Source organism: Pseudomonas cremoris (genome assembly GCF_014230465.1).
This window is the reverse complement of sequence record NZ_JAAXCY010000001.1, coordinates 455,565-479,592: the sequence shown is the minus strand read 5'-3', so window position 1 is coordinate 479,592 and position 24,028 is coordinate 455,565. Positions and strand designations below refer to the sequence as shown.

General features: G+C 60.6%; 23 protein-coding genes. 16 read left to right on the top strand and 7 right to left on the bottom strand.

The annotated features are described in order from the left end of the window. Positions 1-10: 10 nt before the first annotated feature. The 13 genes from cobO (at position 11) to HF257_RS02155 (ending at position 11,228) form a co-directional block, all read left to right on the top strand. Positions 11-622 (top strand): cob(I)yrinic acid a,c-diamide adenosyltransferase, encoded by a 612-nt coding sequence (gene cobO / locus HF257_RS02215; protein ID WP_010208674.1) that lies wholly within the window; start codon positions 11-13, stop codon positions 620-622. Further along, positions 619-1,914: a cobyrinate a,c-diamide synthase gene (locus HF257_RS02210; protein ID WP_185703582.1), complete on the top strand. Its 1,296-nt coding sequence runs from the start codon at positions 619-621 to the stop codon at positions 1,912-1,914. The genes cobO and HF257_RS02210 overlap by 4 nt, the downstream gene beginning before the upstream one ends. Beyond that, positions 1,911-2,561: a 5,6-dimethylbenzimidazole synthase gene (bluB, locus tag HF257_RS02205; RefSeq protein ID WP_185703584.1), complete on the top strand. Its 651-nt coding sequence runs from the start codon at positions 1,911-1,913 to the stop codon at positions 2,559-2,561. Before HF257_RS02210 ends, bluB begins: the two co-directional genes overlap by 4 nt. Further along, positions 2,558-3,466 (top strand): adenosylcobinamide-phosphate synthase CbiB, encoded by a 909-nt coding sequence (gene cbiB, locus HF257_RS02200; RefSeq protein ID WP_185703586.1) that lies wholly within the window; start codon positions 2,558-2,560, stop codon positions 3,464-3,466. Before bluB ends, cbiB begins: the two co-directional genes overlap by 4 nt. Next, positions 3,459-4,448 carry a threonine-phosphate decarboxylase CobD gene (cobD, locus tag HF257_RS02195; protein ID WP_185703588.1) on the top strand — a complete coding sequence of 330 codons (990 nt, stop codon included), beginning with the start codon at positions 3,459-3,461 and terminating at the stop codon, positions 4,446-4,448. Before cbiB ends, cobD begins: the two co-directional genes overlap by 8 nt. Next, positions 4,445-5,896, top strand: a complete 1,452-nt coding sequence (locus tag HF257_RS02190; protein ID WP_185703590.1) for a cobyric acid synthase — start codon at positions 4,445-4,447, stop codon at positions 5,894-5,896. Before cobD ends, HF257_RS02190 begins: the two co-directional genes overlap by 4 nt. Before the next feature lie 43 nt (positions 5,897-5,939). Next, positions 5,940-6,461: a bifunctional adenosylcobinamide kinase/adenosylcobinamide-phosphate guanylyltransferase gene (cobU, locus tag HF257_RS02185; RefSeq protein WP_185703592.1), complete on the top strand. Its 522-nt coding sequence runs from the start codon at positions 5,940-5,942 to the stop codon at positions 6,459-6,461. Beyond that, entirely contained in the window at positions 6,458-7,513 is a 1,056-nt protein-coding gene (cobT, locus tag HF257_RS02180) for a nicotinate-nucleotide--dimethylbenzimidazole phosphoribosyltransferase (protein WP_185703594.1), read from the top strand. The genes cobU and cobT overlap by 4 nt, the downstream gene beginning before the upstream one ends. After that, positions 7,510-8,088 carry an alpha-ribazole phosphatase family protein gene (cobC, locus tag HF257_RS02175; RefSeq protein WP_185703596.1) on the top strand — a complete coding sequence of 193 codons (579 nt, stop codon included), beginning with the start codon at positions 7,510-7,512 and terminating at the stop codon, positions 8,086-8,088. Before cobT ends, cobC begins: the two co-directional genes overlap by 4 nt. A gap of 2 nt (positions 8,089-8,090) precedes the next feature. Next, positions 8,091-8,819: an adenosylcobinamide-GDP ribazoletransferase gene (locus HF257_RS02170; protein ID WP_185703598.1), complete on the top strand. Its 729-nt coding sequence runs from the start codon at positions 8,091-8,093 to the stop codon at positions 8,817-8,819. Between the two features lie 42 nt (positions 8,820-8,861). After that, on the top strand, positions 8,862-9,266 hold the full coding sequence (locus HF257_RS02165) for a MarR family winged helix-turn-helix transcriptional regulator (protein WP_124526548.1): 405 nt from the start codon (positions 8,862-8,864) through the stop codon (positions 9,264-9,266). A 63-nt stretch (positions 9,267-9,329) separates the two neighbouring features. Further along, positions 9,330-10,529 (top strand): MFS transporter, encoded by a 1,200-nt coding sequence (locus tag HF257_RS02160; protein WP_185704347.1) that lies wholly within the window; start codon positions 9,330-9,332, stop codon positions 10,527-10,529. A gap of 150 nt (positions 10,530-10,679) precedes the next feature. Continuing rightward, a complete protein-coding gene (locus HF257_RS02155) occupies positions 10,680-11,228 on the top strand; it encodes a glutathione peroxidase (RefSeq protein WP_185703600.1) in 549 nt (182 codons plus the stop codon). A gap of 65 nt (positions 11,229-11,293) precedes the next feature. On the opposite strand, the gene HF257_RS02150 is transcribed toward HF257_RS02155, so the two are convergent. The 4 genes from HF257_RS02150 to HF257_RS02135 all read right to left on the bottom strand — a co-directional run bounded on the left by HF257_RS02150 (position 11,294) and on the right by HF257_RS02135 (position 14,474). Continuing rightward, complete coding sequence (locus HF257_RS02150; RefSeq protein ID WP_185703602.1) at positions 11,294-12,592, bottom strand: OmpP1/FadL family transporter; 1,299 nt, start codon at positions 12,590-12,592, stop codon at positions 11,294-11,296. 146 nt (positions 12,593-12,738) lie between these two features. Continuing rightward, the gene (locus HF257_RS02145) at positions 12,739-13,221 is read right to left on the bottom strand and encodes a hypothetical protein (protein WP_185703604.1); all 483 of its coding nucleotides are present in this window, start codon (positions 13,219-13,221) and stop codon (positions 12,739-12,741) included. A gap of 279 nt (positions 13,222-13,500) precedes the next feature. Next, positions 13,501-13,725: a hypothetical protein gene (locus tag HF257_RS02140; RefSeq protein WP_016972449.1), complete on the bottom strand. Its 225-nt coding sequence runs from the start codon at positions 13,723-13,725 to the stop codon at positions 13,501-13,503. 443 nt (positions 13,726-14,168) lie between these two features. Further along, positions 14,169-14,474: a hypothetical protein gene (locus tag HF257_RS02135; RefSeq protein ID WP_185703606.1), complete on the bottom strand. Its 306-nt coding sequence runs from the start codon at positions 14,472-14,474 to the stop codon at positions 14,169-14,171. A gap of 457 nt (positions 14,475-14,931) precedes the next feature. On the opposite strand from HF257_RS02135, the gene HF257_RS02130 reads away from it, so the two are divergent. Then, positions 14,932-15,255, top strand: a complete 324-nt coding sequence (locus tag HF257_RS02130; protein ID WP_105694832.1) for an SEL1-like repeat protein — start codon at positions 14,932-14,934, stop codon at positions 15,253-15,255. 61 nt (positions 15,256-15,316) lie between these two features. Further along, positions 15,317-16,795: a DNA recombination protein RmuC gene (rmuC, locus tag HF257_RS02125; protein ID WP_408635589.1), complete on the top strand. Its 1,479-nt coding sequence runs from the start codon at positions 15,317-15,319 to the stop codon at positions 16,793-16,795. 138 nt (positions 16,796-16,933) lie between these two features. Here the strand turns inward: rmuC and HF257_RS02120 are convergent, their stop codons facing one another. The 3 genes from HF257_RS02120 to HF257_RS02110 form a co-directional block, all read right to left on the bottom strand. Continuing rightward, positions 16,934-20,404, bottom strand: a complete 3,471-nt coding sequence (locus HF257_RS02120; protein WP_185703608.1) for a hybrid sensor histidine kinase/response regulator — start codon at positions 20,402-20,404, stop codon at positions 16,934-16,936. 118 nt (positions 20,405-20,522) lie between these two features. Then, positions 20,523-20,906 carry a YbaN family protein gene (locus HF257_RS02115; RefSeq protein WP_185703610.1) on the bottom strand — a complete coding sequence of 128 codons (384 nt, stop codon included), beginning with the start codon at positions 20,904-20,906 and terminating at the stop codon, positions 20,523-20,525. Positions 20,907-20,926: 20 nt separating this feature from the next. Continuing rightward, the gene (locus HF257_RS02110; protein ID WP_185703612.1) at positions 20,927-21,514 is read right to left on the bottom strand and encodes a UPF0149 family protein; all 588 of its coding nucleotides are present in this window, start codon (positions 21,512-21,514) and stop codon (positions 20,927-20,929) included. Between the two features lie 276 nt (positions 21,515-21,790). On the opposite strand from HF257_RS02110, the gene recQ reads away from it, so the two are divergent. After that, entirely contained in the window at positions 21,791-23,917 is a 2,127-nt protein-coding gene (gene recQ, locus HF257_RS02105) for a DNA helicase RecQ (RefSeq protein ID WP_185703614.1), read from the top strand. Positions 23,918-24,028 lie beyond the last annotated feature (111 nt).

Sequence of the window (24,028 nt, the reverse complement as noted above, 5' to 3'; positions counted from 1 at the left end):
GAGAGCTGCCATGACTGATTCCCCCGACCGTGACGAACGCCACCTGGCGCGCATGCTGCGCAAGAAAGCCGTGATCGACGAGCGCATCGCCAATTCCCCCAATGAATGCGGTTTGCTGCTGGTGCTGACCGGCAACGGCAAAGGCAAAAGCAGCTCCGCGTTCGGCATGCTCGCCCGGGCCATGGGCCACGGTATGCAGTGCGGCGTGGTGCAGTTCATCAAGGGTCGCAACAGCACTGGCGAGGAATTGTTCTTCCGTCGCTTCCCTGAGCAAGTGCGCTTTCACGTGATGGGCGAAGGTTTCACCTGGGAAACTCAGGACCGTCAACGCGACATCGCCGCCGCCGAAGCGGCCTGGGCGGTGTCCCGTGAGTTGCTGCAAGACCCTTCCATTGGCCTGGTCGTGCTGGACGAGCTGAACATCGCCCTCAAGCACGGCTACCTCGACCTGGACCAGGTACTGAGTGACCTGCAAGCCCGCCCACCGATGCAACACGTGGTGGTCACCGGCCGTGGCGCCAAGCCTGAATTGATCGAAATGGGCGACACCGTCACCGAAATGGGCATGCTCAAGCACGCGTTCCAAGCCGGTATCAAGGCACAGAAGGGCGTCGAACTTTGAATCAGCCCCGTCACTGCCCGGCCGTATTGATCGCCGCACCGGCATCCGGCCAAGGCAAAACCACCGTCACCGCAGCCCTTGCCCGCTTGCACCGCAATCTGGGGCGCAAGGTGCGCGTGTTCAAATGCGGGCCGGACTTCCTCGACCCGATGATCCACGAGCGCGCCAGCGGTGCGCCGGTGTATCAGTTGGACATGTGGATGGTGGGCGAGCAGGAAAGTCGCCGCCTGTTGTGGGAAGCAGCAGGGGAGGCCGACCTGATCCTGATCGAAGGGGTGATGGGGTTGTTCGACGGCACACCTTCCAGCGCTGACCTGGCGCGCCACTTCGGCGTGCCGGTACTGGGTGTGATCGACGGCACCGCCATGGCGCAGACGTTTGGTGCGCTGGCCCTCGGCCTGGCCCGTTATCAGCCGGACTTGCCGTTCGCCGGGGTGCTGGCCAACCGCGTCGGTACCTTGCGTCATGCGCAACTGCTGGAAGGCAGCCTCACCGAAGGCCTGCGTTGGTACGGTGCGTTGTCCCGCGAGACTGGGATCGAATTGCCAAGCCGTCATTTGGGCCTGGTACAAGCCAGCGAACTGAATGACCTCGACGTGCGCCTGGACGCCGCGGCCCAAGCCTTGGGCAGCAGCTGCGAAGTCGCGCTGCCGCCGCCAGTAACTTTTGCTGCGCCGGAAGAAATCGTCGCCGAGCCGTTGCTCGACGGCGTGCGCATTGCCGTGGCTCGTGACGAAGCCTTTGCCTTCACCTACGGCGCCAGCCTCGACCTGTTGCGGGCGATGGGCGCTGAGTTGCGCTTCTTCTCGCCGATCCACGATCGCGAATTGCCTGACGCCGACAGCCTCTATCTGCCCGGTGGTTACCCGGAACTGCACCACAAGGCACTGTCGGAAAATACCCCGATGCTCGACGCCATCCGCGCTCACCACGCGGCCGGCAAGCCGTTGCTCGCTGAATGTGGCGGCATGCTCTATCTGCTGGATTCGCTCACCGATGTAGAGGGCATCCGTGCCGAACTGGTCGGCCTGCTGCAGGGCGATGCGGTGATGCAGAAAAAGCTGGCGGCGCTGGCGCTGCAAAATGTTGAGTTGCCCGAAGGCGTGCTGCGGGGTCATACCTATCACCACTCGTTGACCAGTACCGAGTGGCAACCGATTGCTCGTGGCGTGAGTCCCAATGGCGGGCGTGGCGCCGAGGCGGTGTATCGGCAGGGACGGATGACGGCTTCCTACGTGCACTTTTACTTTCCGTCCAATCCTGCGGCGGTGGCTGCACTGTTTGCGCCATGACTGATAACGCCTTCCCCCAAGCCGACCGTGACGCCGTCTACCGCGCTATCGCCGAACGCCGCGACATGCGCCACTTCAGCGGCGGCACGGTTGCCCCTGAGTTGCTGCATCGCCTACTTCAGGCCGCCCACCAGGCGCCCAGTGTGGGCCTGATGCAGCCGTGGCGTTTTATCCGTATCAGCGACCGCCAATTGCGTGGCCAGATCCAGCATCTGGTGGAAGAAGAACGCGTACGGACCGCCGAAGCGCTGGGCGAACGCTCCGATGAGTTCATGAAACTCAAGGTCGAAGGTATCCACGACTGCGCCGAAGTGCTGGTGGCCGCGCTGATGGATGATCGCGAGCGCCACATCTTTGGTCGCCGTACGTTGCCGGAAATGGACATGGCCTCACTGTCCTGTGCCATCCAGAATCTGTGGCTGGCAGCCCGAGTCGAAGGCCTCGGCATGGGCTGGGTCTCGCTGTTCGAGCCCCAGGCCCTTGCCGATCTACTGGGCCTGCCGCCTGGTGCCAAACCCCTGGCCGTGCTGTGCCTGGGGCCGGTAACCGAGTTCTACCCGGCACCGATGTTACAGCTCGAAGGCTGGACCGAGCCTCGGCCGCTGAGTGACATGTTGTATGAGAATACGTGGGGAGTGAGTCAATGAGTGTGGCCTTGCTGTGTGTCGCGGCAGTGGCGCTGGATGCGCTGCTGGGCGAGCCCAGGCGCTGGCATCCGCTGGTGGCGTTCGGCAATTTCGCCGGGCGCATCGAGCAACGTTTCAACACCGGTGGCCGGGGCTGGCGCAGCCATGGCGTGACCGCCTGGTTTATCGCGGTGGTGCCGCTGACCTTGCTGGCTACTGCGTTGTCGTGGGCGCCGTATATCGGCTGGGCACTGGAGATTCTTGCGCTGTATTGCGCCCTCGGCATGCGCAGCCTTGGCGAACATGTGATCCCGGTGGCCCAGGCGCTGCGCAGTGATGACCTGGACGAAGCCCGCAAACGCGTGAGCTATCTGGTGAGTCGCCAGACCAGTGAGCTGGACCGTACTGAAGTCGCTCGCGCCGCCACCGAGTCGGTGCTGGAAAACGGCAGCGATGCGGTATTTGCCGCGTTGTTCTGGTTTGTCGTCGCCGGGGTGCCGGGTGTGGTGCTTTATCGCCTGAGCAATACCCTCGACGCCATGTGGGGCTATCGCAACGAACGCTTCGAGCGTTTCGGCTGGGCCGCGGCCAAAATCGACGACGTGTTGAACTACATTCCCGCACGCTTGGTGGCGTTGACCTACGCCTTGCTCGGCAAAACCCGACTGGCTCTTAAATGCTGGCGCACCCAAGGACCAACATGGGACAGCCCGAACGCGGGTCCGGTAATGGCAGCGGGCGCGGGTGCGCTGGGCGTCGAGTTGGGTGGCCCGGCGATCTACCACGGCGAAGTGCATCAGCGCCCGCAACTGGGTGAGGGCCCTGCGGCGGATGCAGACGCCATCGACCGGGGCTGGCAACTGGTGCAACGCGGCGTATGGTTGTGGCTGCTGATCCTGTGCGCGGGGGCGCAATTCTATGCTTGAACACGGTGGTCGACTGCGCAAGGCGGCGATTCAATACGGGATCGCCGAGGCCGACTGGCTGGACCTGTCCAGCGGTCTGGCGCCCTGGCCCTTCCCAATTCCCGAGATTCCACTACGGGCCTGGGCGCGCTTGCCGGAAACCGACGACGGCTTGGAACAGGCAGCGAGCGAGTATTACGGCGCCGCGCACTTGCTGCCGGTAGCGGGTTCCCAGGCGGCGATCCAGTTGCTGCCGCGCCTGCGCCGTGCGGGCAAGGTCGGTGTGTTGTCGCCATGCTACGCCGAACACGCCGAAGCCTGGCGCCGTGCCGGTTATGTGGTGCGTGAAGTGCAAGAGCAGGAAGTCGATTTTTTCCTAGATAGCCTCGACGTGCTGGTGGTGGTCAATCCCAATAACCCCACCGGCTTGAGCCTGACGCCGCAGCGTCTGTTGGACTGGCATACCCGCCTGGCCCAGCGCGGCGGCTGGCTGGTGGTGGACGAAGCCTTCATGGATGTGACGCCACAGTTGAGCCTGGCGAGCGAGGCCCATCAGGTTGGCCTGATTGTGCTGCGTTCATTCGGCAAGTTTTTCGGTTTGGCCGGTGTACGGCTGGGCTTTGTGTTGGCAGAACGCAAGTTGCTCAAGTTGCTGGCTGAACAGGTCGGACCGTGGGCCGTCAGCGGGCCGACCCGCGTAGTGGGCAAAGTGTGTCTGCGTGACTTCGCCGGGCATGCGCGGCAACGCGCGCGGTGCCTCGAGGCCGGCCAGCGTTTGTTTGCGTCTCTCGAGCGTCATGGTTTTCAACCCCAGGGCGGATGCGCGTTGTTCCAATGGCTGATCACCCCGCACGCCGAGCGCATGCATGAGTTCATGGCGCAACGCGGGATTCTGCTGCGTTTGTTCGTCCACGACAGCAGCCTGCGTTTTGGCCTGCCCGACACCGAGGCCGATTGGTTGCGACTCGACAACGCCCTGGCCGCCTATAAGGAGGCCACATGAGTACGCTGATGGTGCAAGGCACCACCTCCGACGCAGGCAAGAGCACCCTGGTGACCGCGCTGTGCCGCTGGCTGGTGCGCCAGGGTGTGGCGGTGGCACCTTTCAAACCGCAAAACATGGCCCTCAACAGTGCCGTGACAGCCGAGGGCGGTGAAATCGGCCGCGCCCAGGCGGTACAGGCCCAAGCCGCCAACCTGGCGCCGCATACCGATATGAACCCGGTGTTGCTCAAGCCCAACAGTGACACCGGCTCCCAGGTGATCATCCACGGTCGCGCCGTGACCAGCATGAACGCCGTGGCCTATCACGATTACAAAGCCATCGCGATGCAAGCCGTGCTGGCCTCCCATACGCGGTTGAGCCAAGCCTATTCAGTGGTGATGGTGGAAGGCGCGGGTTCCCCGGCAGAGATCAACCTGCGCGCCAATGACATCGCCAACATGGGGTTTGCCGAGGCGGTGGATTGCCCGGTGTTGTTGATTGCCGATATCAACCGTGGCGGCGTGTTCGCTCATTTGGTGGGCACCCTGGAGTTGCTTTCGCCCAGTGAGCAGGCGCGGGTCAAAGGCTTCATCATCAACCGCTTTCGTGGCGATATCGCGCTGCTGCAACCGGGGCTGGACTGGTTGGAAGCGCGCACCGGCAAACCGGTGGTGGGCGTGTTGCCCTACGTGATGGACCTGCACCTGGAAGCCGAAGACGGCATCGACCGGCGCCAGACCGACAAGGCCGCCCAAGTGCTCAAGGTGGTGGTCCCGGTGTTGCCGCGTATCAGCAACCACACGGATTTCGACCCGCTGCGCCTGCACCCCCAAGTGGATTTGCAGTTTATCGGCCCAGGCCAATCGATTCCGGCTGCCGACCTGATCATCCTCCCAGGCTCGAAAAGCGTACGCAGCGACCTCGCGTACCTACGCGCCAACAGCTGGGACACCGCCGTGGCGCGGCACCTGCGCTACGGCGGCAAGGTGTTGGGTATTTGTGGCGGCTTGCAGATGCTGGGTGAGCACGTCCATGACCCGCTCGGCCTGGAGGGGCCTGCCGGTTCCAGCGATGGCCTGGGGCTGCTGGCGTTCAGCACCACGCTGGAAGAAGAAAAGCAGCTACGCAATGTGCGCGGGCGTTTGTTGTTGGAAGACGCCGAAGTCAGCGGGTACGAGATTCATGCGGGCGTGACGTCCGGTCTCGCGTTGGAACACGCGGCCGTGCTTTTGGATGATGGCCGTAGCGACGGCGCGCAGAGCGCAGACGGGCAGATCCTCGGCACCTACCTGCACGGCCTGTTTGAAACGCCGGCTGCCTGCGGTGCCCTGTTGCGTTGGGCGGGTTTGCAGGATGTGCAGGCAGTGGATTACCACGCTCTGCGAGAGCGCGATATCGAGCGCTTGGCGGACCTTGTGCAACACCATCTGGACACTGACCTGCTGCGCGACCTATGTGGGATTTGATGATCCCTTGTGGGAGCTGGCTTGAGTATAAAGGTGTAACCCCATGCTCCAACTGATCCTCGGCGGCGCCCGTTCCGGTAAAAGCCGCCTCGCCGAAAAGCTCGCCAGTGACAGCGCGCTGCCGGTCATCTATATCGCCACCAGCCAACCGCTCGACGGCGAGATGAATGAACGCGTTGCCCTGCATCGCCAGCGCCGGCCCGACCACTGGGGCTTGATCGAAGAGCCTGTCGAACTGGCGCGGGTGCTGCGGGAACATGCTGCACCCGACCGCTGCCTGCTGGTGGATTGCCTGACCCTGTGGCTTACCAACCTGCTGATGCTCGACGATCCAGCTCGGCTGGCGGCGGAGCGCGACCATCTGTTGGAAACCCTGGCCTCGCTGCCAGGTGAAATCATTTTTGTCAGCAACGAGACCGGTTTGGGTGTCGTGCCGCTGGGCGAATTGACTCGCCGCTATGTGGATGAAGCCGGTTGGCTGCATCAAGCCTTGGCCGAGCGGTGTCAGCGTGTTGTCCTGACGGTTGCCGGCCTGCCCCTGACTTTGAAAGGTATTGCGTTATGACTGACACCTGGTGGCTCAACCCTTGTAAGGCCATTGACTCTGCTGCGTACGAACAAGCCTTGGCACGCCAGCAACAATTGACCAAGCCGGCCGGATCTCTCGGTCAGTTGGAAGCGCTGGCGGTGCAGTTGGCGGGCTTGCAAGGCAAGGTCAAACCCTCGGTGGATCAACTGTGGATCGCCATTTTTGCCGGTGACCATGGGGTGGTGGCGGAAGGTGTGTCGGCGTTTCCCCAGGAAGTGACTGGCCAGATGCTGCATAACTTTGTCACCGGCGGCGCGGCCATCAGCGTGTTGGCGCGGCAACTGGATGCGCAATTGGAAGTGGTCGACCTTGGCACAGTCACGCCATCGCTGAGTTTGCCCGGCGTACGCCACCTGAATATCGGCGCGGGCACCGCCAACTTCGTCAACGGCGCGGCGATGACCGAGGCGCAAGGGCAACTGGCCCTGCAAGCCGGTCGTGACAGTGCCCGTCGCGCGTTGGAAGGCGGGGCGCAGCTGTTTATTGGGGGCGAGATGGGCATCGGCAACACCACGGCCGCCAGTGCGCTGGCCTGCGCGCTGCTCGATTGCCAAGTCAGCGACCTGACCGGCCCGGGCACAGGGTTGAATGCTCAAGGCGTCAGCCACAAGGTTGCCGTGATCGAGCGCGCACTGGCCTTGCACGCCGGGCAGCGCGGTGATGCCCTGCAAACCCTGTTCAATCTCGGTGGTTTCGAAATCGCTGCATTGGTGGGCGCCTATCTGGCCTGCGCACAGGAGGGCATCGTGGTGCTGGTGGACGGGTTTATCTGCACGGTCGCGGCCCTGGTCGCCACGCGATTGAATCCGGCCAGTCGTGAATGGCTGGTGTTCGGCCACAAAGGGGCTGAGCCGGGCCATCGCCATGTGCTGCAAAGCCTCGACGCGCAACCGTTGCTGGAGCTGGGCTTGCGCCTGGGCGAGGGCAGTGGCGCGGCGTTGGCGGTGCCATTGTTGCGTCTGGCCTGCGCGCTGCACGGCCAGATGGCGACCTTTGCCGAAGCCGCCGTGGCAGACCGCCCGGCATGACTACCTTGCACCTGGACTTGTTGCGCCACGGCGAAACCGAGCTGGGCGGCGGCCTGCGTGGCAGCCTGGACGACGCGCTCACCGCCAAGGGCTGGGAGCAGATGCGTACCGCTGTGCTGGTGAAGGGGCCTTGGGACCGTTTGGTCAGTTCGCCGTTGCAGCGTTGTGCGCGGTTTGCCGAGGAGTTGGGTGCACGGCTGAACCTACCGGTGAGTGTTGAAAAGGACCTGCAGGAACTGCACTTTGGCGCTTGGGAGGGGCAGAGTGCGGCAGCGCTGATGGAAACCGACGCCGAGGCGTTGGGGCTATTTTGGGCTGACCCCTACAGCTTTACACCGCCGGACGGCGAGCGTGTCACGGACTTTTCCGATCGAGTTCTGGGCGCTATCGCACGCTTGCATCAGACCTATGCCGGCGAGCGCGTGCTGCTGATCAGCCATGGCGGCGTGATGCGTTTGCTATTGGCCCGGGCGCGCGGTTTGCCTCGCGAGCAATTGCTGAATGTCGAGGTCGGCCACGGCGGCTTGTTCAGCTTGCGGGTTGAGGCTGGCGGTGTGTTGAAGGAAGGAGTCTGAGGATGCTGCCGTTCTGGATCGCCCTGCAATTTCTGAGCAGCCTGCCCATTCGCCTGCCAGGTATGCCGCAGCCGCAGGAACTGGGGCGTTCGCTGTTGTTTTACCCGTTAGTCGGCTTGCTGTTCGGCATGTTGTTGTGGGGCCTGAACGCAGTGCTGATGGGATCGCCATTGCTACTGCATGCTGCGTTGCTGCTGACGGCCTGGGTGCTGCTCAGTGGTGGCCTGCACCTGGATGGTCTGGCGGACAGTGCCGATGCCTGGCTGGGCGGCTTCGGCGACCGCGAGCGTACCCTCACCATCATGAAGGACCCACGCAGCGGGCCGATTGCGGTGGTCACGCTAGGGCTGGTGTTGCTGCTTAAGTTCACTGCGCTGGTAGCCTTGATCGAGCAACATAACGGCGCGGCATTGATCCTGGCGCCGTTGATCGGGCGCGCATCGATGTTGGCGCTGTTTCTGACCACACGTTATGTACGTGCGGGAGGATTGGGCCAGGCACTGTCGGATCATTTACCGAGAGTTGTCGGCCAACAGGTGCTAGTCCTCAGTGGTCTGGCGTGTATCCTGATCGGCGGTTTCAGCGGCGGGATCGCCGTACTGCTCGCGGCATTGTGTTTTGTTGCCTTGCGCCACCTGATGGTCAAACGCCTCGGCGGCACCACCGGCGACACTGCTGGCGCCTTGTTGGAACTGCTGGAAGTCGCGGTGTTGGTCGGCTTGGTGTTGTAACACTTTCTTGCATTCTCTTAATCGCGGGTATATACACGTTCCATGCTTGCCTCCCAATGTTTATGTACCAACCTGCGTCGCGCCGCTCGTGGCGTCAGCAGGCATTATGACGGCGCTCTCGACGGCTTCGGGATCAACGTTGCCCAGTATTCTTTGCTGTGCAACTTGCAGCGTCTGGATCAGCCGAGCATCTCTAGCCTGGCGGAAGCCATGGGGCTGGATCGCAGCACCTTGGGGCGCAACCTGCGGGTGCTGGAGGGCGAAGGCCTGGTGCAACTGGTGGAAGGCGACGACCTGCGCAACCGCCTGGTGCTGTTGACCGAAGCGGGTGAAGAACGACTGGCCGCCGCGTTACCGGCCTGGGAAGCGGCACAGCAGAAACTGATCGATCAACTCGGCGCAGAAAAACGCGAAACCTTGTTGGCCTTGCTGGACGAACTCGCCTGAACGCGAGTTTGTTCAAATACAAGCGGGTATATACCCGCGAGCGGAGAATAAGAAATGACCTCGATGTGGCGCACCAGTGGCTGGATTCTTGTGGGGAGTGCGCTGATCCTGGCGTTGTCGTTGGGCGTGCGGCATGGTTTCGGCCTGTTCTTGGCACCGATGAGCAGCGAATTCGGCTGGGGCCGTGAGACGTTTGCCTTCGCCATTGCCTTGCAGAATCTGATCTGGGGCTTGGCACAACCCTTTACCGGTGCGTTGGCTGACCGTTTCGGCGCGACCAAGGCCGTGTTTGTCGGCGGTGTGTTGTACGCGGCCGGCCTGGTGTTGATGGGTATGTCCGATTCGGCGGTGTCGTTGTCCCTGAGTGCAGGCTTGCTGATTGGTATCGGCCTGTCCGGCACGTCGTTCTCGGTGATTCTCGGCGTGGTTGGCCGCGCCGTGGCGCCAGAAAAACGCAGCATGGCCATGGGGATCGCCAGTGCTGCAGGTTCCTTTGGTCAGTTTGCGATGGTGCCGGGCACGCTCGGCTTGATCAGCTGGTTGGGCTGGTCGGCTGCCCTGCTGGTGTTGGGCCTGATGGTTGCGCTGATTTTGCCGCTGGTGAGCATGCTCAAGGACCGACCGCTACCGGTCATGGCCGGGCAGCAAACCCTGCGTGAAGCTCTGAAGGAAGCCTGTTCCCACTCTGGGTTCTGGCTGTTGGCCTTTGGCTTTTTCGTCTGCGGTTTCCAGGTGGTGTTTATCGGTGTGCATTTACCGGCGTACCTGGTGGACCAGCATTTGCCCGCCACGGTTGGCACCACGGTGCTGGCGTTGATCGGCCTGTTCAATATCTTCGGCACCTACACCGCCGGCTGGCTCGGTGGGCGCATGTCCAAGCCGCGCTTGCTCACGGGGTTGTACCTGTTGCGTGCGGTGGTGATTGTGCTGTTCCTGTGGGCGCCGGTCACTGAAGTCACGGCCTACCTGTTCGGCATGGCCATGGGCTTCCTGTGGCTGTCCACTGTGCCACTGACCAACGGCACGGTCGCGACGCTGTTCGGTGTACGAAACCTCTCCATGCTCGGTGGGATCGTGTTCCTGTTTCACCAGCTCGGTTCGTTCCTTGGCGGCTGGTTGGGCGGGGTGGTCTATGATCGAACCGGTAACTACGATTTGATTTGGCAGGTGGCGATTCTATTGAGCCTGCTCGCGGCGGCCTTGAACTGGCCGGTGCGAGAGCGGCCAGTGGCCCGACTGCAGGCGCAGATGGAGGCGGCATGAGCATAGCGGCACGGGGTTTGATCATTGCTGCGGGGTTGGTTCTGGTGCTGCTGGCCTGGTGGGGCTGGCAACACGGCGGCCTGGCATTGATGCAACTGGGCATGTCGATCTGTTAACGTCGTGACCTGATCACTTTCAAGGACACACGACATGCAAATGCGCTGGCTCGCTGTACCCGTGCTGGTGGCCATTGGCAGTGCCGCGATGGCTGCCGATTGCCCGCCGTTGCTGGAAGGCCAATTGCCCAAGTTGCGCGCCAAGGAATCCATCGACCTGTGCCAGCGTTTTGCCGGCAAGCCCCTGGTGATCGTCAATACGGCTAGCTTCTGTGGGTTCGCGCCGCAATTCAAAGGCCTTGAAGCGTTGTATCAGCGTTACAAGGGCGAAGGGCTGGAGGTGATCGGCGTGCCGTCCGATGACTTCAAGCAAGAGGCCAAGACCGGCGAGGAAACCGCCAAGGTGTGCTACGTGAATTACGGCGTGACCTTCACCATGACCGAACCGCAGAAGGTCAAGGGGCCCGATGCAGTGCACCTGTTCAAGGTATTGGCGCAGCAGAGCAATGCGCCGAAGTGGAACTTCTACAAGTATGTGGTGGATCGGCAGGGCAAGGTGATTGCCAATTTCTCCAGTTTGACCAAGCCGGACAGCCCGGATTTGATCGAGGCGGTGGAGAAGGCGTTGGCTTCGAAGCCTTGATTGTCAGCGATTAAAAAGCCCCGCTTCCTTTGCAGGAGAGCGGGGCTTTTTTATGCGACGTTGGATTAGAACTTGTACGTCACGCCCAGGCCGAAGCCGTTGGCGCTGTTTTCGTACTTGGACGCGTAGGTCTGGCCCAGCGCGTTCTGTTTGTTGACCTTGATAGGCTCTTCCTTGAGGTAGGAGTAGGCCAGGTCGACAGTCATGTTATCCATCACGGCATAGCCCAAGCCAACGCTGAAGATTGTCCGGTCACCGGTAGGAATGCGCGGCGAACGGTCAGTGTTGTTGGTTGGTGACTGGTCCCAGGTCAGGCCGGTACGCAGTACCACTTGCTTGGTGACTTGGTACGAGGTGCCAATCGCGTAGGCCCAAGTATCGTGCCAGTTCTGCGGCTCGGAAATCTGGCCGACGATGCGAGGTGCCAGACCGCCACCGGTAGCTGCCGTAACACCTTCGTTGTTGACGGTGATGTCTTTCAGGCGGCTCCAGCGAGTCCAGGTTGCACCGCCGTACAGTTTCCAGGCGTCGCTCAGGTCTTGGGTGACCGAAGCATCCCAGGATTCTGGGGTGTCGACTTTCAGCGAAGCGTCGTAACGAGCGCCTGCCAGTACCTGGGCTGGAACCCCGGTTCCTGGCGTTACAGTGGTGTGGCCTTCAAGCTTGTATTTCACTTTTGAGTGATACGTCAGACCAACGCGAGTGGTGTCGGTGGCCTGTACGAGGATGCCAGCATTGAAACCAATAGCTGTATCGTCGCCTTTAACCTTGATTTTGTTGTCGCCGGTGCCTGCCAGGCCCGGTACGAAGCCCAGGTTTGGTTGCGACTCCAAAGTGCCTGCAATGCGGTTGATGGTCGGACCGAAACCGATCGATACCCTGTCATTGAAGGCATAGCTGACGGTCGGCTGGAAGGTGATAACCGACACTTCACTCTTATTGCCAAACGCACGACCTTGGAAACCACGCTCATAGTCGGTCTTCAGGCCGAAGGGCGCGTAAACGCCGAAGCCCACAGCCCACTGGTCGTTAAGCTTGTTGGTGTAGAAACCAAAAGGGACGGCGGTGAACGGCACCATGTCGCCTTTGTTGCTGCCGCTGGAGCGACCGCTGGGGTCTTTGATGTTGGTCGTTGCGTCGATAGCAGCAACACCACCCGTAATCTGCTGCCCTTCAAGGCGAGCCATACCGGCAGGGTTACCATAGACAGTGCTGGCGTTATCGGCAGAAGAAGAGCGACCTGCGAAACCGGTACCCATTCCTGCGACGTCTTGTTCGTTAAGGGCAAAGCCACTTGCAAAGACGTGGGAAGAGGCCATGGCAACGGCGAGGCTAAGTGTGGTCTTGAGCATTACTTTTTTCATTATTAGAACTCCGTGGTGATCACCGCTGCGGAAAGTAACAATAATTTTAAGATCGCGCTATAGGCTGTAATGCAGGAGATAGAGCGGTTTTGTAGGACAATCCGACCAAAATCGCCGTTTTTTGGTGAATCTTGCAAATTGCCCGGTCAACAGACCACGTGATTCATGGATGAAACACAGGTTTGCCAGGTTTGCGTGAAATCTTTGATTCGCCCGTGAGGGTGAAATATTTCTTTCCAGATACGCGCCATGGCCAAGACATCACCGGGCGGTGGTAATGCGGGGGTGTGTTGCTCCACCAAAAGCCAGGCGATGGCCGTGGCATAACGCAGGTTTACGGTGAGCTCAAGTTGCGGTGCGCTGAGAAAGGCGTGCTGGCTGGCCAGTCCGCGTACCAGGCTGGCGCGCTCGGGGTCCAGCGCCAGGTAGTTGTCCCATAGCGCGCGGTGACGGGGTTCGGTGATGCTGTACAAGCCATGACCGCGCCGGTCGTGCAGGGCGGAGCCCAGTTCCGACTGGCTGGCGGCAATGCCCAGCAGCAGTGATTCAGCAGTCTCGTTGTGACAGCCCAGGTAGATCAACGTCGGCCGGATCACGTAACGACACAATTCGCTGGCAGCGATACCCATACACGCCTCAATCCGTGAAGAAAGTGGTCGACGAGGCCTGAGTGGGGGCTTGGCAGCAGTGAATCGGATCTCAGGCTCGTCGGAAGCGGATCATGCCGCTTGAGTTGAAGTGTAGTGTCATATTTATGATGTAAAGGACTGTTTTTAAAACATCTTCTTCATTTAGTTATAACGTTTATATCTATTCGCACTTAGTGCAAAAGCTCAAGGCAGAAATTTCAGGCAATAAAAAACCCTGCTTTTTAAACAGGGTTTTTGTGTTTCAGCGACTCGGGTCGATCAGGCGGTCAATGCCTGACGGGTACGCTCGATCACGGCCTGCAGCGGTTCTGCGCTGGAGTATTGATCGGGGTACAGGCGTTCGCTGTGACGAGCGATGCCGTGTTCGTTGACCAGGGTGAAGCTGAAGCAGCCTTTGCGAGCGGCCATGATCAGGCAGTTCATTGGAGCAAAAGCGTTGGTGAGGGTGCGAATGGCATCCTGAGTATGGATTTGAGTGTTCATATTATTGGTGTTCCTACAAATGACACAGATAAGAGCCGTGCCGTATTAAAACGTTCCAGTGACGTTGACCACTATTGATCAAACGAAGAACCCGACTGGAACAAAGCAGCCAGTTTGAAGCGCTGATAAGTTAGGCGCGCTTGGGCTGGCAGGTAGGTACTTAGGAGGGCAGGCAACACAACAGGGGCAAAGGTTCTGGGCCCGGGGTGAAGATCCTGATCAATTTGCAGGTTGGTTCGGTCAGAGTATTGAAACTTCGCGACACCCTTTGATTGTTCAAAGGCCGTGTCGTCGCAAGGAATACCTGGAAACCATCGAGGTGGTCGATCCCGCGTTGTTCGAGGGAGTTGTTCGACCAGAATTGACTTTCAGCTTGGTACTAACGCCGCGGATAGTAACGGATTGAAACAGGTAAGGGAAGTGTGTTAGCCAAAAAAGTTTAATCAGTAGCCCAGCAGGCCGTGATAAACCAGCACCGTAGCCGCTGCCGCCAGTGAACAGCCCAGCCCGTAGGCCGCCAGGGTCAGGCGCAGGGACTGGCCGGTTTCAATGGCCTTCATCACATCGCGCATGTCATTGATGCGGCCATCGCCCAGCTCGATGCACAGGCTTACTGCAGTGAAGGCTGCCGACAGCAGGATAGCGATGGCAAACAGCGCCCCGTCCGGGGATGGCAGTGCTGCATTGATTCCCAGGGAAATGGCGCAGACGGCCAGCAGCAATGCGGCGAACAGCAGTATTCCTTTCATCGAGCTACCCACCGTTGTGCTGTAGGACGGGAAGTGTGGCGAGCGTTTCGAAATTTGAAAAGTCCCTGGGTCGACCCTGCGGTAACATTTTTGAACCGACTCGCTGCAAAAAAAGCCGGTGATATAACCATCAGGTGGGTACTTGTGCACATTAGTTGCTGCGTGTGTAACCGCGCTGTCAACTGCGTTGCGGCGGCGCCATTTGCCTGCAATGAAAATTTAAGTCAATGAAAAATCTCGCTTTTTTTTATTGGTGAAAAAATCGTCAGTTTGACTGCGGCCCCCATTCCATGGGCCTTTGGGCGAGTTAAAGGGGGGTTGTCCACTGAGTTATCCACAGCTTCTGTGGATTGTCCCAAGCGCTTGCTCTAGAACGGGCGTGCAGAGTTTTTTCAGCTTTACCTGTACGAAAAAAAGAGTAGAGTGGCGCGCCTTCCGATCTGTCCCACAGTGTTTTATGAAGTTTCGCTCAGTATCACCTTCTGTTACCGACACCCCTCAAACTGTTACCGCTCCCAAGCGTTTCTCCTTGAAGGTTGCCCTGTGGCTGCTCGACAGCCCGCGTCTGGGGCACAGCACCAACGTCAAACACTTTGCCGGGCGCTTGCTCAAGCAACCGGCCCGTGAAGGTGTGGTCGCTGCACAGAGCCGTTTGGGCGAACTGATGTGCCGTGAATGCGGCAACGCCCGTGACCGCCGCATCGGCCACGATCTGCTGCGCCTGGCCGCTCGCGCCGGCGATCGCCGCGCCCAACGTGAACTGGGCCAGGTCGAAGACTGAACTGTCTTCCCGCCCTGTGCTCCGTTAACCTTGCTCTTTTTCGGTAATGGCAGAAATGGCTATGCTTTTTGACTGGACCAGTATTGCCCTGGGCCTCGCTGGTGCTGCTGTGCCGTTATTGGCAGTGTGCTGGCAGATTCAACGAAAGTTGACCGCCCGCATGACCGGCTGGGAACTGCTCGAAGAGCGTCTGGCCACCTCGCAACTGGCCCAGGAAGGCCTTGCGGCTCAACTGGATGCCAGTCGCGACGAAATCAGCGACCTGAGCCAGGCCAATGCCGCCAAGCAAGCCGATTTGGCTGCCGTGCGCCGTGAAGTCGAACTGCTGCAGATTGATCGTGACAACGCCCGCGACGCCGCTCACGCCTGGAACCTCGACCGCAGCGCCAAGGACACCGAACTGCGCCGACTAGACGCGTTATCAGCGGCCTTGCGTGCCGAACTGCGCGAACAGCAGGACAGTCATCAGCAGCGCCTGGCGGACCTGCAAGGCTCGCGCGATGAGTTGCGTGCGCAGTTCGCAGAATTGGCCGGCAAGATTTTCGACGAGCGTGAGCAACGTTTTGCCGAAACCAGTCAGGAGCGCTTGGGCCAATTGCTCGACCCGTTGAAAGAGCGCATCCAGTCCTTCGAAAAACGCGTTGAAGAAAGTTATCAAAACGAAGCCCGCGAGCGCTTTTCCCTGGCCAAGGAACTTGAACGCCTACAGCAATTGAACCTGCGGCTGTCAGACGAAGCCACCAACCTGACCCGCGCCCTCAAGGGGCAGAAAACCCAAGGCAACTGGGGCGAGTTGATCCTTGAGCGTGTGCTGGAACACGCCGGCCTGGAGAAGGGGCGTGAGTATCAGACCCAAGTCAGTCTCAAAGGCCCGGATGGCGAGCGTTTCCAGCCGGACGTGCTGATCATGCTACCGGGCGACAAGCAGGTGGTGGTGGACTCCAAAGTTAGCCTCACCGCGTATCAGCAGTTCGTCGGCGCGGATGATGAAGTGATCGGCCAGGCAGCGTTGAAGCAGCACGTGCTGTCCCTGCGCAATCACGTCAAAGGCTTGGCCGGTAAGGATTACAAGCGCCTGGAAGGCCTGCACAGCCTGGATTTCGTGTTGTTGTTCGTCCCGATCGAGGCGGCGTTTTCTGCTGCGCTGCAGGCCGAGCCGAACCTGTTCCAAGAAGCCTTCGACCGCCATATCGTGATCGTCAGCCCCACCACCTTGCTCGCCACGTTGCGGGTGATCGACAGCCTGTGGAAGCAGGAACGCCAGAGCCAGAACGCCCGGGAAATCGCCGAGCGCGCTGGTTGGCTGTATGACAAGTTCGTGCTGTTTATCCAGGACTTGGATGAAGTGGGTAATCGCTTGCAGCAGTTGGATAAGGCTTACAGCTCTGCGCGTAACAAGCTGACAGATGGACGCGGAAACTTGGTCAGTCGGACTGAGCAATTGAAGTTGCTGGGCGCGCGGGCCAGTAAAAGCCTGCCTGCGGATTTGTTGGAGCGGGCGATGACGGATGCTGATGGGGTAGCGCATTTACCTGAATAAATACAGATCAAAATGTGGGAGCGGGCTTGCTCGCGAATGCGGTGGATCAGTTAGAACATCTTTGACTGACACTCCGCATTCGCGAGCAAGCCCGCTCCCACACAAGCCCGCTCCCACAGGAATTTCAGGGTAGTTTGCCTACAGCGGCAAATGCCGACTCAGTAACGCCCGCAACGCCGCAGGCTTCACCGGCTTGGCCAGGTAGTCCAACCCCGCCGCATGCACTTCGGCCACCATCTCCGGTCGGCCGTCAGCGCTGATCACTACGCCAGGAATCGGCTCCGCCAATTGTGCGCGCAGCCACCCCATCAACTCGGTACCGGTTTCGCCATGGTCCAGGTGGTAATCCACCAGCGCCAGTTGCGGGCGTACACCCTCGGCCAGCAGCGCCGCGCATTGCGCCTGATCAGTGGCGGTCCACACCTCGCAACCCCAACGGCTCAACAGGCTGCGCATGCCGATCAGGATGCTTTCTTCGTTGTCCACGCACAGCACCTGCGCGCCGCTAAGTGGCAGGCCGTTTTCCTGCGGAGCCAGAACGCGCGGGCTGGCCTGGTTACGTGCCAGTGGCACGCTGACGCTGAAGACGCTGCCTTTGCCCGGCCATGAGCGCACGCTCAAGCGATGGCCCAGCACACGGCACAGGCCGTCGGCAATCGCCAACCCCAGGCCCAGACCTTTTTCGGCGCGCGTCTGGTGGCTGTCCAGGCGCTTGAATTCTTCGAAGATCACCTTCTGCTTGTCCGGCGGAATGCCGGGGCCACGGTCCCAGACTTCCAGGCACAGTTCGCCTTGGCGCCGGCGTACGCCCAGCAATACCGGGCCGTCGGCATAGCGGAACGCGTTAGTCAGAAAATTCTGCAAGATTCGCCGTAGCAACTTGATGTCACTGTCGACGCGCAAACGACTGCCACGCAGCCGGAAGCGCAGCCCTTGCTCCTGGGCCAGCGCCTTGAATTCTGCGCCGAGGGTGTCGAACAGTTCATTGAGCACAAACGGCTGGCGCTGCGGATTGATCTTGCCGTTTTCCAGGCGCGAGATGTCCAGCAAGTCGCTGATCAGGTCTTCGGCGGAACGCAGTGAGCTGTCCAAGTGCTGCACCAGTTGCCGCGCTTCACTCGACAGCCCATCGTTCTGGTGGGAGAGGGCGGCGGAGAACAGTCGCGCGGCGTTCAGCGGTTGCATCAGGTCGTGGCTGACGGCGGCGAGAAAGCGGGTTTTCGACTGGCTGGCGGATTCGGCCACGCCCTTGGCGTCGGTCAGTGCCACGTTGAGCTGCGACAGCTCATGGGTCCGTTCGGTCACCCGTTGCTCCAACCCTTCGTTGGCCTCGGTGAGTGCCTGCTCAGCTTCGCGGAACGCGGTGATGTCGGTGAAACTCATGACAAATCCGCCGCCCGGCATCGGGTTGCCGATCAGTTCGATCACTCGTCCGTTGGGGAATAGGCGTTCCGAGGTGTGCGCGCGCCCCTGGCGCATCCAGTGCAGACGTCGCGCCACATGCACTTCGGCCTCGCCTGGCCCGCACAGGCCGCGCTCGGCGTTGTAGCGAATGATGTCGGCAATCGGCCGGCCCACGCTGATCAAGCCGTCGGGGTAGTTGAACAGTTCCAGATAGCGACGGTTCCAGGCCACCAACTTGAGCGATTGGTCTACCACGCTGATGCCCTGGGTGATGTTTTCAATCGCGCCTTGCAGCAAGGCTCGGTTGAATTGCAGCACTTCCGACGCTTCGTCGGCGATACGTACCACATCCTCCAACTGCATTTCCCGACCTTCGATCGCGGCTTTTACCACCGCGCGCGTCGACGATGCGCCAAGCACACCGGCCAACAGGCGTTCGGTGTGTGCTATCCAGTCGTTGTCGGCGTTCTGGTTGGGGTTGAAACCTTTGCCCTGGCGGTAGGCGAAGCGGATAAAGCTTTGCTGTGCGCGCTCTTCACCCACAAAACGCGCCGCCAGGCTGAGCAGGTCACTGATCTGCACCGACAACATCGAGCGGGCGCTGGCACGTTGGCTGATCTCCTGGCCGATGAAGCGCCCCGCCTGCCAGTGTTCGGACACCCGCGTGCGAGACAGCATCGACACCCACACAAACAGGGTGAAGTTGCCTGCTAGCGAAAACACGGTGCCCAAGGTCAATGAGGTGACGGACAAACCGAGCGGGTGGGAATGCATCCACGTTAGCCCAGGGAAAAGGCTAAGGGACCATCCCAGGCTTTTCGCGGTAACCGGTAGGACCAAGGTGTAGAACCACAGGAACGTTCCCGCTGCGAGGCCGGCAAACACACCGCGCCGATTGGCTTGCTTCCAGTACAGCGCACCGAGCATGGCCGGTGCCAGTTGGGTTACGGCGGCAAAGGCGATCTGGCCGATGGTCGCCAGGCTCGCCGTGGAGCCGAGCAGTCGATAACTCACATAGGCCAGCAACAGGATGATCACGATGCTGACTCGGCGCACCGACAGCATCCAGTGACGGAACACTTCGAACGGCCGCTCGGCGCTGGAGCGGCGCAGCAGCCAAGGCAGCAACATGTCGTTGGACACCATGGTCGACAAGGCAATGCTTGCCACGATCACCATGCCGGTAGCCGCCGAGGCGCCGCCGATAAACGCCAGCACGGCCAGGGCCGGATGAGCTTCGGCCATGGGCAGGCTGATCACGTAGGAGTCTGGTAGCACGGACGCGGGCAACAGCATCTTGCCGCCGAGGGCAATAGGGATCACGAACAGCGCGGCGAGGATCAGGTAGGCCGGGAACACCCACTTGGCCAGGCGCAGGTCCTGCGGGTCAATATTCTCCACCACCGTCACATGGAACTGTCGCGGCAGGCAGATGATTGCCATCATGGCGACGCCGGTCTGTACCACCATCGAAGGCCAGTTGACGGTTTCTTTCCAGTATTCGTCCAACCGTGGCGCCAGCATCGCTTGGCTAATCAGGTCACCGAAACCGTCGTACAGGCCGTAGGTCACAAACGCGCCGACGGCCAGAAACGCGAACAGCTTGACCAGGGATTCAAACGCAATCGCCAGCACCATGCCACGGTGGTGCTCGGTGGCGTCGAGGTTGCGTGTGCCGAACACAATGGTGAACAACGCCAGCACCAGCGACACGATCAATGCCGTGTCCTGGGCACGGGTGCCGGTGGTGTCTGGGCCCGAGCCGATCAGCAGGTTCACCCCGAGCACGATGCCTTTGAGCTGCAATGCGATATAGGGCAGCACACCCACCAGGCAGATCAGCGCCACGACCACCGCGAGGGACTGGGATTTGCCGTAGCGCGCGGCGATAAAGTCGGCAATGGAGGTGATGTTTTCCTGCTTGCTGATCAGAATCATCTTCTGCAGCACCCAGGGTGCCAACACCAGTAGCAGCACCGGTCCTAAGTAGATCGGTAAAAACGCCCACAACTGTTCGGCAGCCTGGCCTACGGCGCCGAAGAATGTCCAGCTCGTGCAGTAGACAGCCAGTGACAGGCTATACACCCAGGCACGCATGCGCGGCGGCAACGGCGCATGGCGTCGGTCACCGTAAAAGGCGATGGCAAACATAATGGCCATATAGGCCAGGGCAACGGCGGCGATCAGCCCGCTGGACAGCGTCATGGTAACTCCGAGCATAAGAACACCCAGGCATTCCAGGCCCGGTTGGACAGTCTCGCATGATGCTTGGGGTTAGTCAGTGTCGACCAAGGTCGTGTGAGGGGTAATGTCGCAGGGGCTTTCAGCGGGGCGGCAGGGGTTTCTGGCGCAGGATGTAGATCGACACCAGCACTGCGCTGGTCAGCATGAAGCCGCGTGCCCAGGGCAGGGGGACGAGGTAGCAGGAAACGCTGATGCTCAACCACATCAAGCCAATGGCGTAGACCTTGCCTTTGAGTGGGATGCCATTGCCGTCCAGATAGTCGCGCACCCAGGGGCCTAGGCGCGGGTGTTCCACCAGCCAATGGTAGAAACGTGGAGAGCTTCGAGCGAAGCAGGCGGCGGCGAGGAGCAGGAAGGGTGTGGTCGGCAATACCGGTAGGAAAATGCCGATTACTCCCAGCGCTACGCTCAGCCAGCCGATGGCCAGCAGCACGTAACGCAGGAGCAGCGAGCGATTGCCCATGGGTGTCACGGGCAAGCGACTCAGTGGTGACGTGGCTTGAGGATCGCCGGTTTTTCGTCAGGGGCATTGCACAGCAGGTACAGGGCGGTCAGGGCTTCCGGGATCTGTACGATCATGTCGTCCATCAAGTTGGCGTCGGCGGCGATGTCGGAGAACTCCGGCTGGTCGTCGAACAGGCCCGAACCGACCATGATCGGCAGCAGCATTTCGCTGACTTCTTCCTCGGCGGTTTCGAACCAGGCGGCTTCACGCAGGAACACGCCTTCCATGAAACCGATGCACCAGCCGCGCAGGTCGGAGTCGTCCGGTTCTTCGCCCAGGTCCAGTTCGCACGGCAGCTCGAACTCCTCGTCGGAGGCCAGTTGGCGACCGATGTGGGCCTTGAGGGCCAGCAGGGTGGATTCGATTTCTTCGCGCTGGGCAGCGTCGGTGTAGTGAGGTTCTTCGGCGAACAGGGCGTCGATCCACTCACGGTCAGGTACAGGCTCTGAGCAGATGGACAGGGCGGTCAGGTAGCCGTGGGCGGCCACGTAGTCCAGCGCCTCGTCATGCAGCTCATCGGCGTCGAGGAAGGCTTGCAGGCGGGTTAGTTGCTCAGCGAAGGACATTGAAGGACTACCTTGGGAATAAACGATGCTGAATTCTAGGCTTTCTTGAGCGCCCAGGCCAGCCGCACTGCATATTTGCCAGGTTTTAGATAGCGCTGGCTATTCGTCAGTGGCGCCCTTTGGTGGATGTCGCTCGGGTATACTGCCGCGTTTTGTGATGCCCTTGCAGGCCAAGCGCCAGTCCGAGAAAACTTCGCTTACGGATTATTTCCCGTGACCCCGTGTTTTCTCGGCCAGCCTGTACAGAGGAATTTCGGCACTATTTTGGAGTTATACATGCTCGAGCAGGCTCAACGCGTCCTCAAGGACATCTTCGGCTACGACAGTTTTCGTGGCCGCCAGGGTGCGATCATTGAGCGCGTGGCCAGTGGCGGCGACGCCCTGGTCCTGATGCCTACCGGCGGTGGCAAGTCCCTGTGCTTCCAGGTGCCGGCGTTGCTGCGCAATGGCCTTGCCGTGGTGGTGTCGCCGCTGATCGCGTTGATGGACGATCAGGTGGCTACCCTCGAAGAGCTTGGCGTTGCCGCAGCGTCCCTGAATTCCACCCTCAGTGCCGAGCAGCAGCGTGACTTGGCTGCGCGGATCAAGCGCGGTGAAGTGAAAATGCTTTACCTGGCCCCCGAGCGACTGGTGCAGCCGCGCATGTTGGCCTTCCTGCAGAGCCTTGAAATCGCCCTGTTTGCCATCGACGAGGCCCACTGCGTATCGCAATGGGGCCACGATTTCCGTCGCGAATACCTGCAACTTGGCCAACTGGCCGAGCTTTTCCCTGACGTGCCGCGTATCGCCCTGACCGCCACTGCCGACAAGCGTACCCGCGAGGAAATCGTCGAGCGCCTGCATTTGCAGAACGCCGAGCGCTTCCTGTCGAGCTTCGACCGGCCGAATATTTTCTACCGCATCGTGCCCAAGGAGCAGCCGCGCAAGCAGTTGCTCGCATTCCTGTCTGAGCGTCGCAGTGATGCAGGTATCGTTTATTGCCTGTCGCGCAAAAAGGTCGATGAAGTGGCCGCGTTCCTTTGCGAACAAGGCTACCCGGCGCTGCCGTATCACGCGGGCTTGCCCAACGAAACGCGCTCGGCTCACCAGAAACGCTTCCTTAACGAGGAAGGCCTGATCATGGTGGCGACCATCGCATTCGGCATGGGCATCGATAAATCCAACGTACGCTTCGTCGCCCACATGGACTTGCCCAAGTCCCTTGAGGCGTATTACCAGGAGACCGGTCGTGCCGGCCGTGATGGCCTGCCAGCGGATGCCTGGATGGTCTACGGTCTGCAGGATGTGGTGATGCTCAAGCAGATGCTGCAGAACTCCGAGGGCGACGAGCGTCACAAGCGCCTGGAGCAACACAAGCTCGACGCCATGCTCTCGCTATGCGAAGAGACTCGCTGCCGCCGCCAGACCTTGTTGGCGTATTTCGACGAAGACATGCCCGAGCCTTGTGGCCACTGCGACAACTGCATCGACGGCGTGCAAACCTGGGACGCTACCGAGCCGGCGCGTCAGGGCTTGTCTGCCATTTACCGTACCGGCCAGCGCTACGGTGTCGGCCATCTGGTGGATGTGCTGCTGGGCAAGGACAACGAAAAGGTCCGCAGCTTCGGTCACGAAAAACTGTCGGTCTACGGTGTCGGCAAGGCCCGTGCCGAAGGCGAGTGGCGTTCGTTGTTCCGGCAGATGGTTGCGCGCGGCCTGGTGGATATCGACATCGAAGGTTACGGCGGCCTGCGTCTGAACGACAGTTGCCGACCGCTGCTCAAGGGCGAAGTGAGCCTGGAGCTGCGCCGCGACCTCAAGCCGCAGACCACCGCCAAGAGCAGCACCAGCCAAGCCAGCCAACTGGTACGTGGCGAAGAGCGCGAACAGTGGGAAGCCCTGCGCACACTGCGGCGCAAGCTGGCCCAGGAACACAGTGTGCCGCCTTACGTTATCTTCCCCGACTCCACGTTGCTGGAGATGCTGCGTGAGCAACCCACCACAATGTCCGAAATGGCGCGGGTCAGCGGCGTGGGCGCACGCAAGTTGGAACGTTACGGCCAGGCCTTCCTCGAAGTGCTCGGCGGTCAGGCCGAGGCGCCGAAGGAAGTCGCCGATATTCGCCACGAACTGATCAGCCTGGCACGCGCCGGCATGACCCCGATCCAGATCGCCGGTCAGTTGCAGTGCTCGGAAAAGAACGTCTACACGTTGCTGGCTGAATCCATCGGCAAACAGCAGTTGTCGTTGGAGCAGGCGCTTGATTTGCCAGAGGATTTGCTCGGCGAGATCCAGGACGCGTTCCTGGACGGAGAGGGCGAATTGCCAGCTGTTGCAGAGATCACACCACTCTTTACGGGACGTGTCCCTGAGGGTGTTTTGTACTGCGTAAGGGCCGCTTTGCAGTCGGAATTCGAGATTTAGTGCGCCAATTACGACAATGTAACGAATCAGTACATAGCAACTCTTGCCTACTGGCATGGCTCATGCTTAGCTGACTAATAATTAGCCACACTTTATTTTCAGTCTAAACCA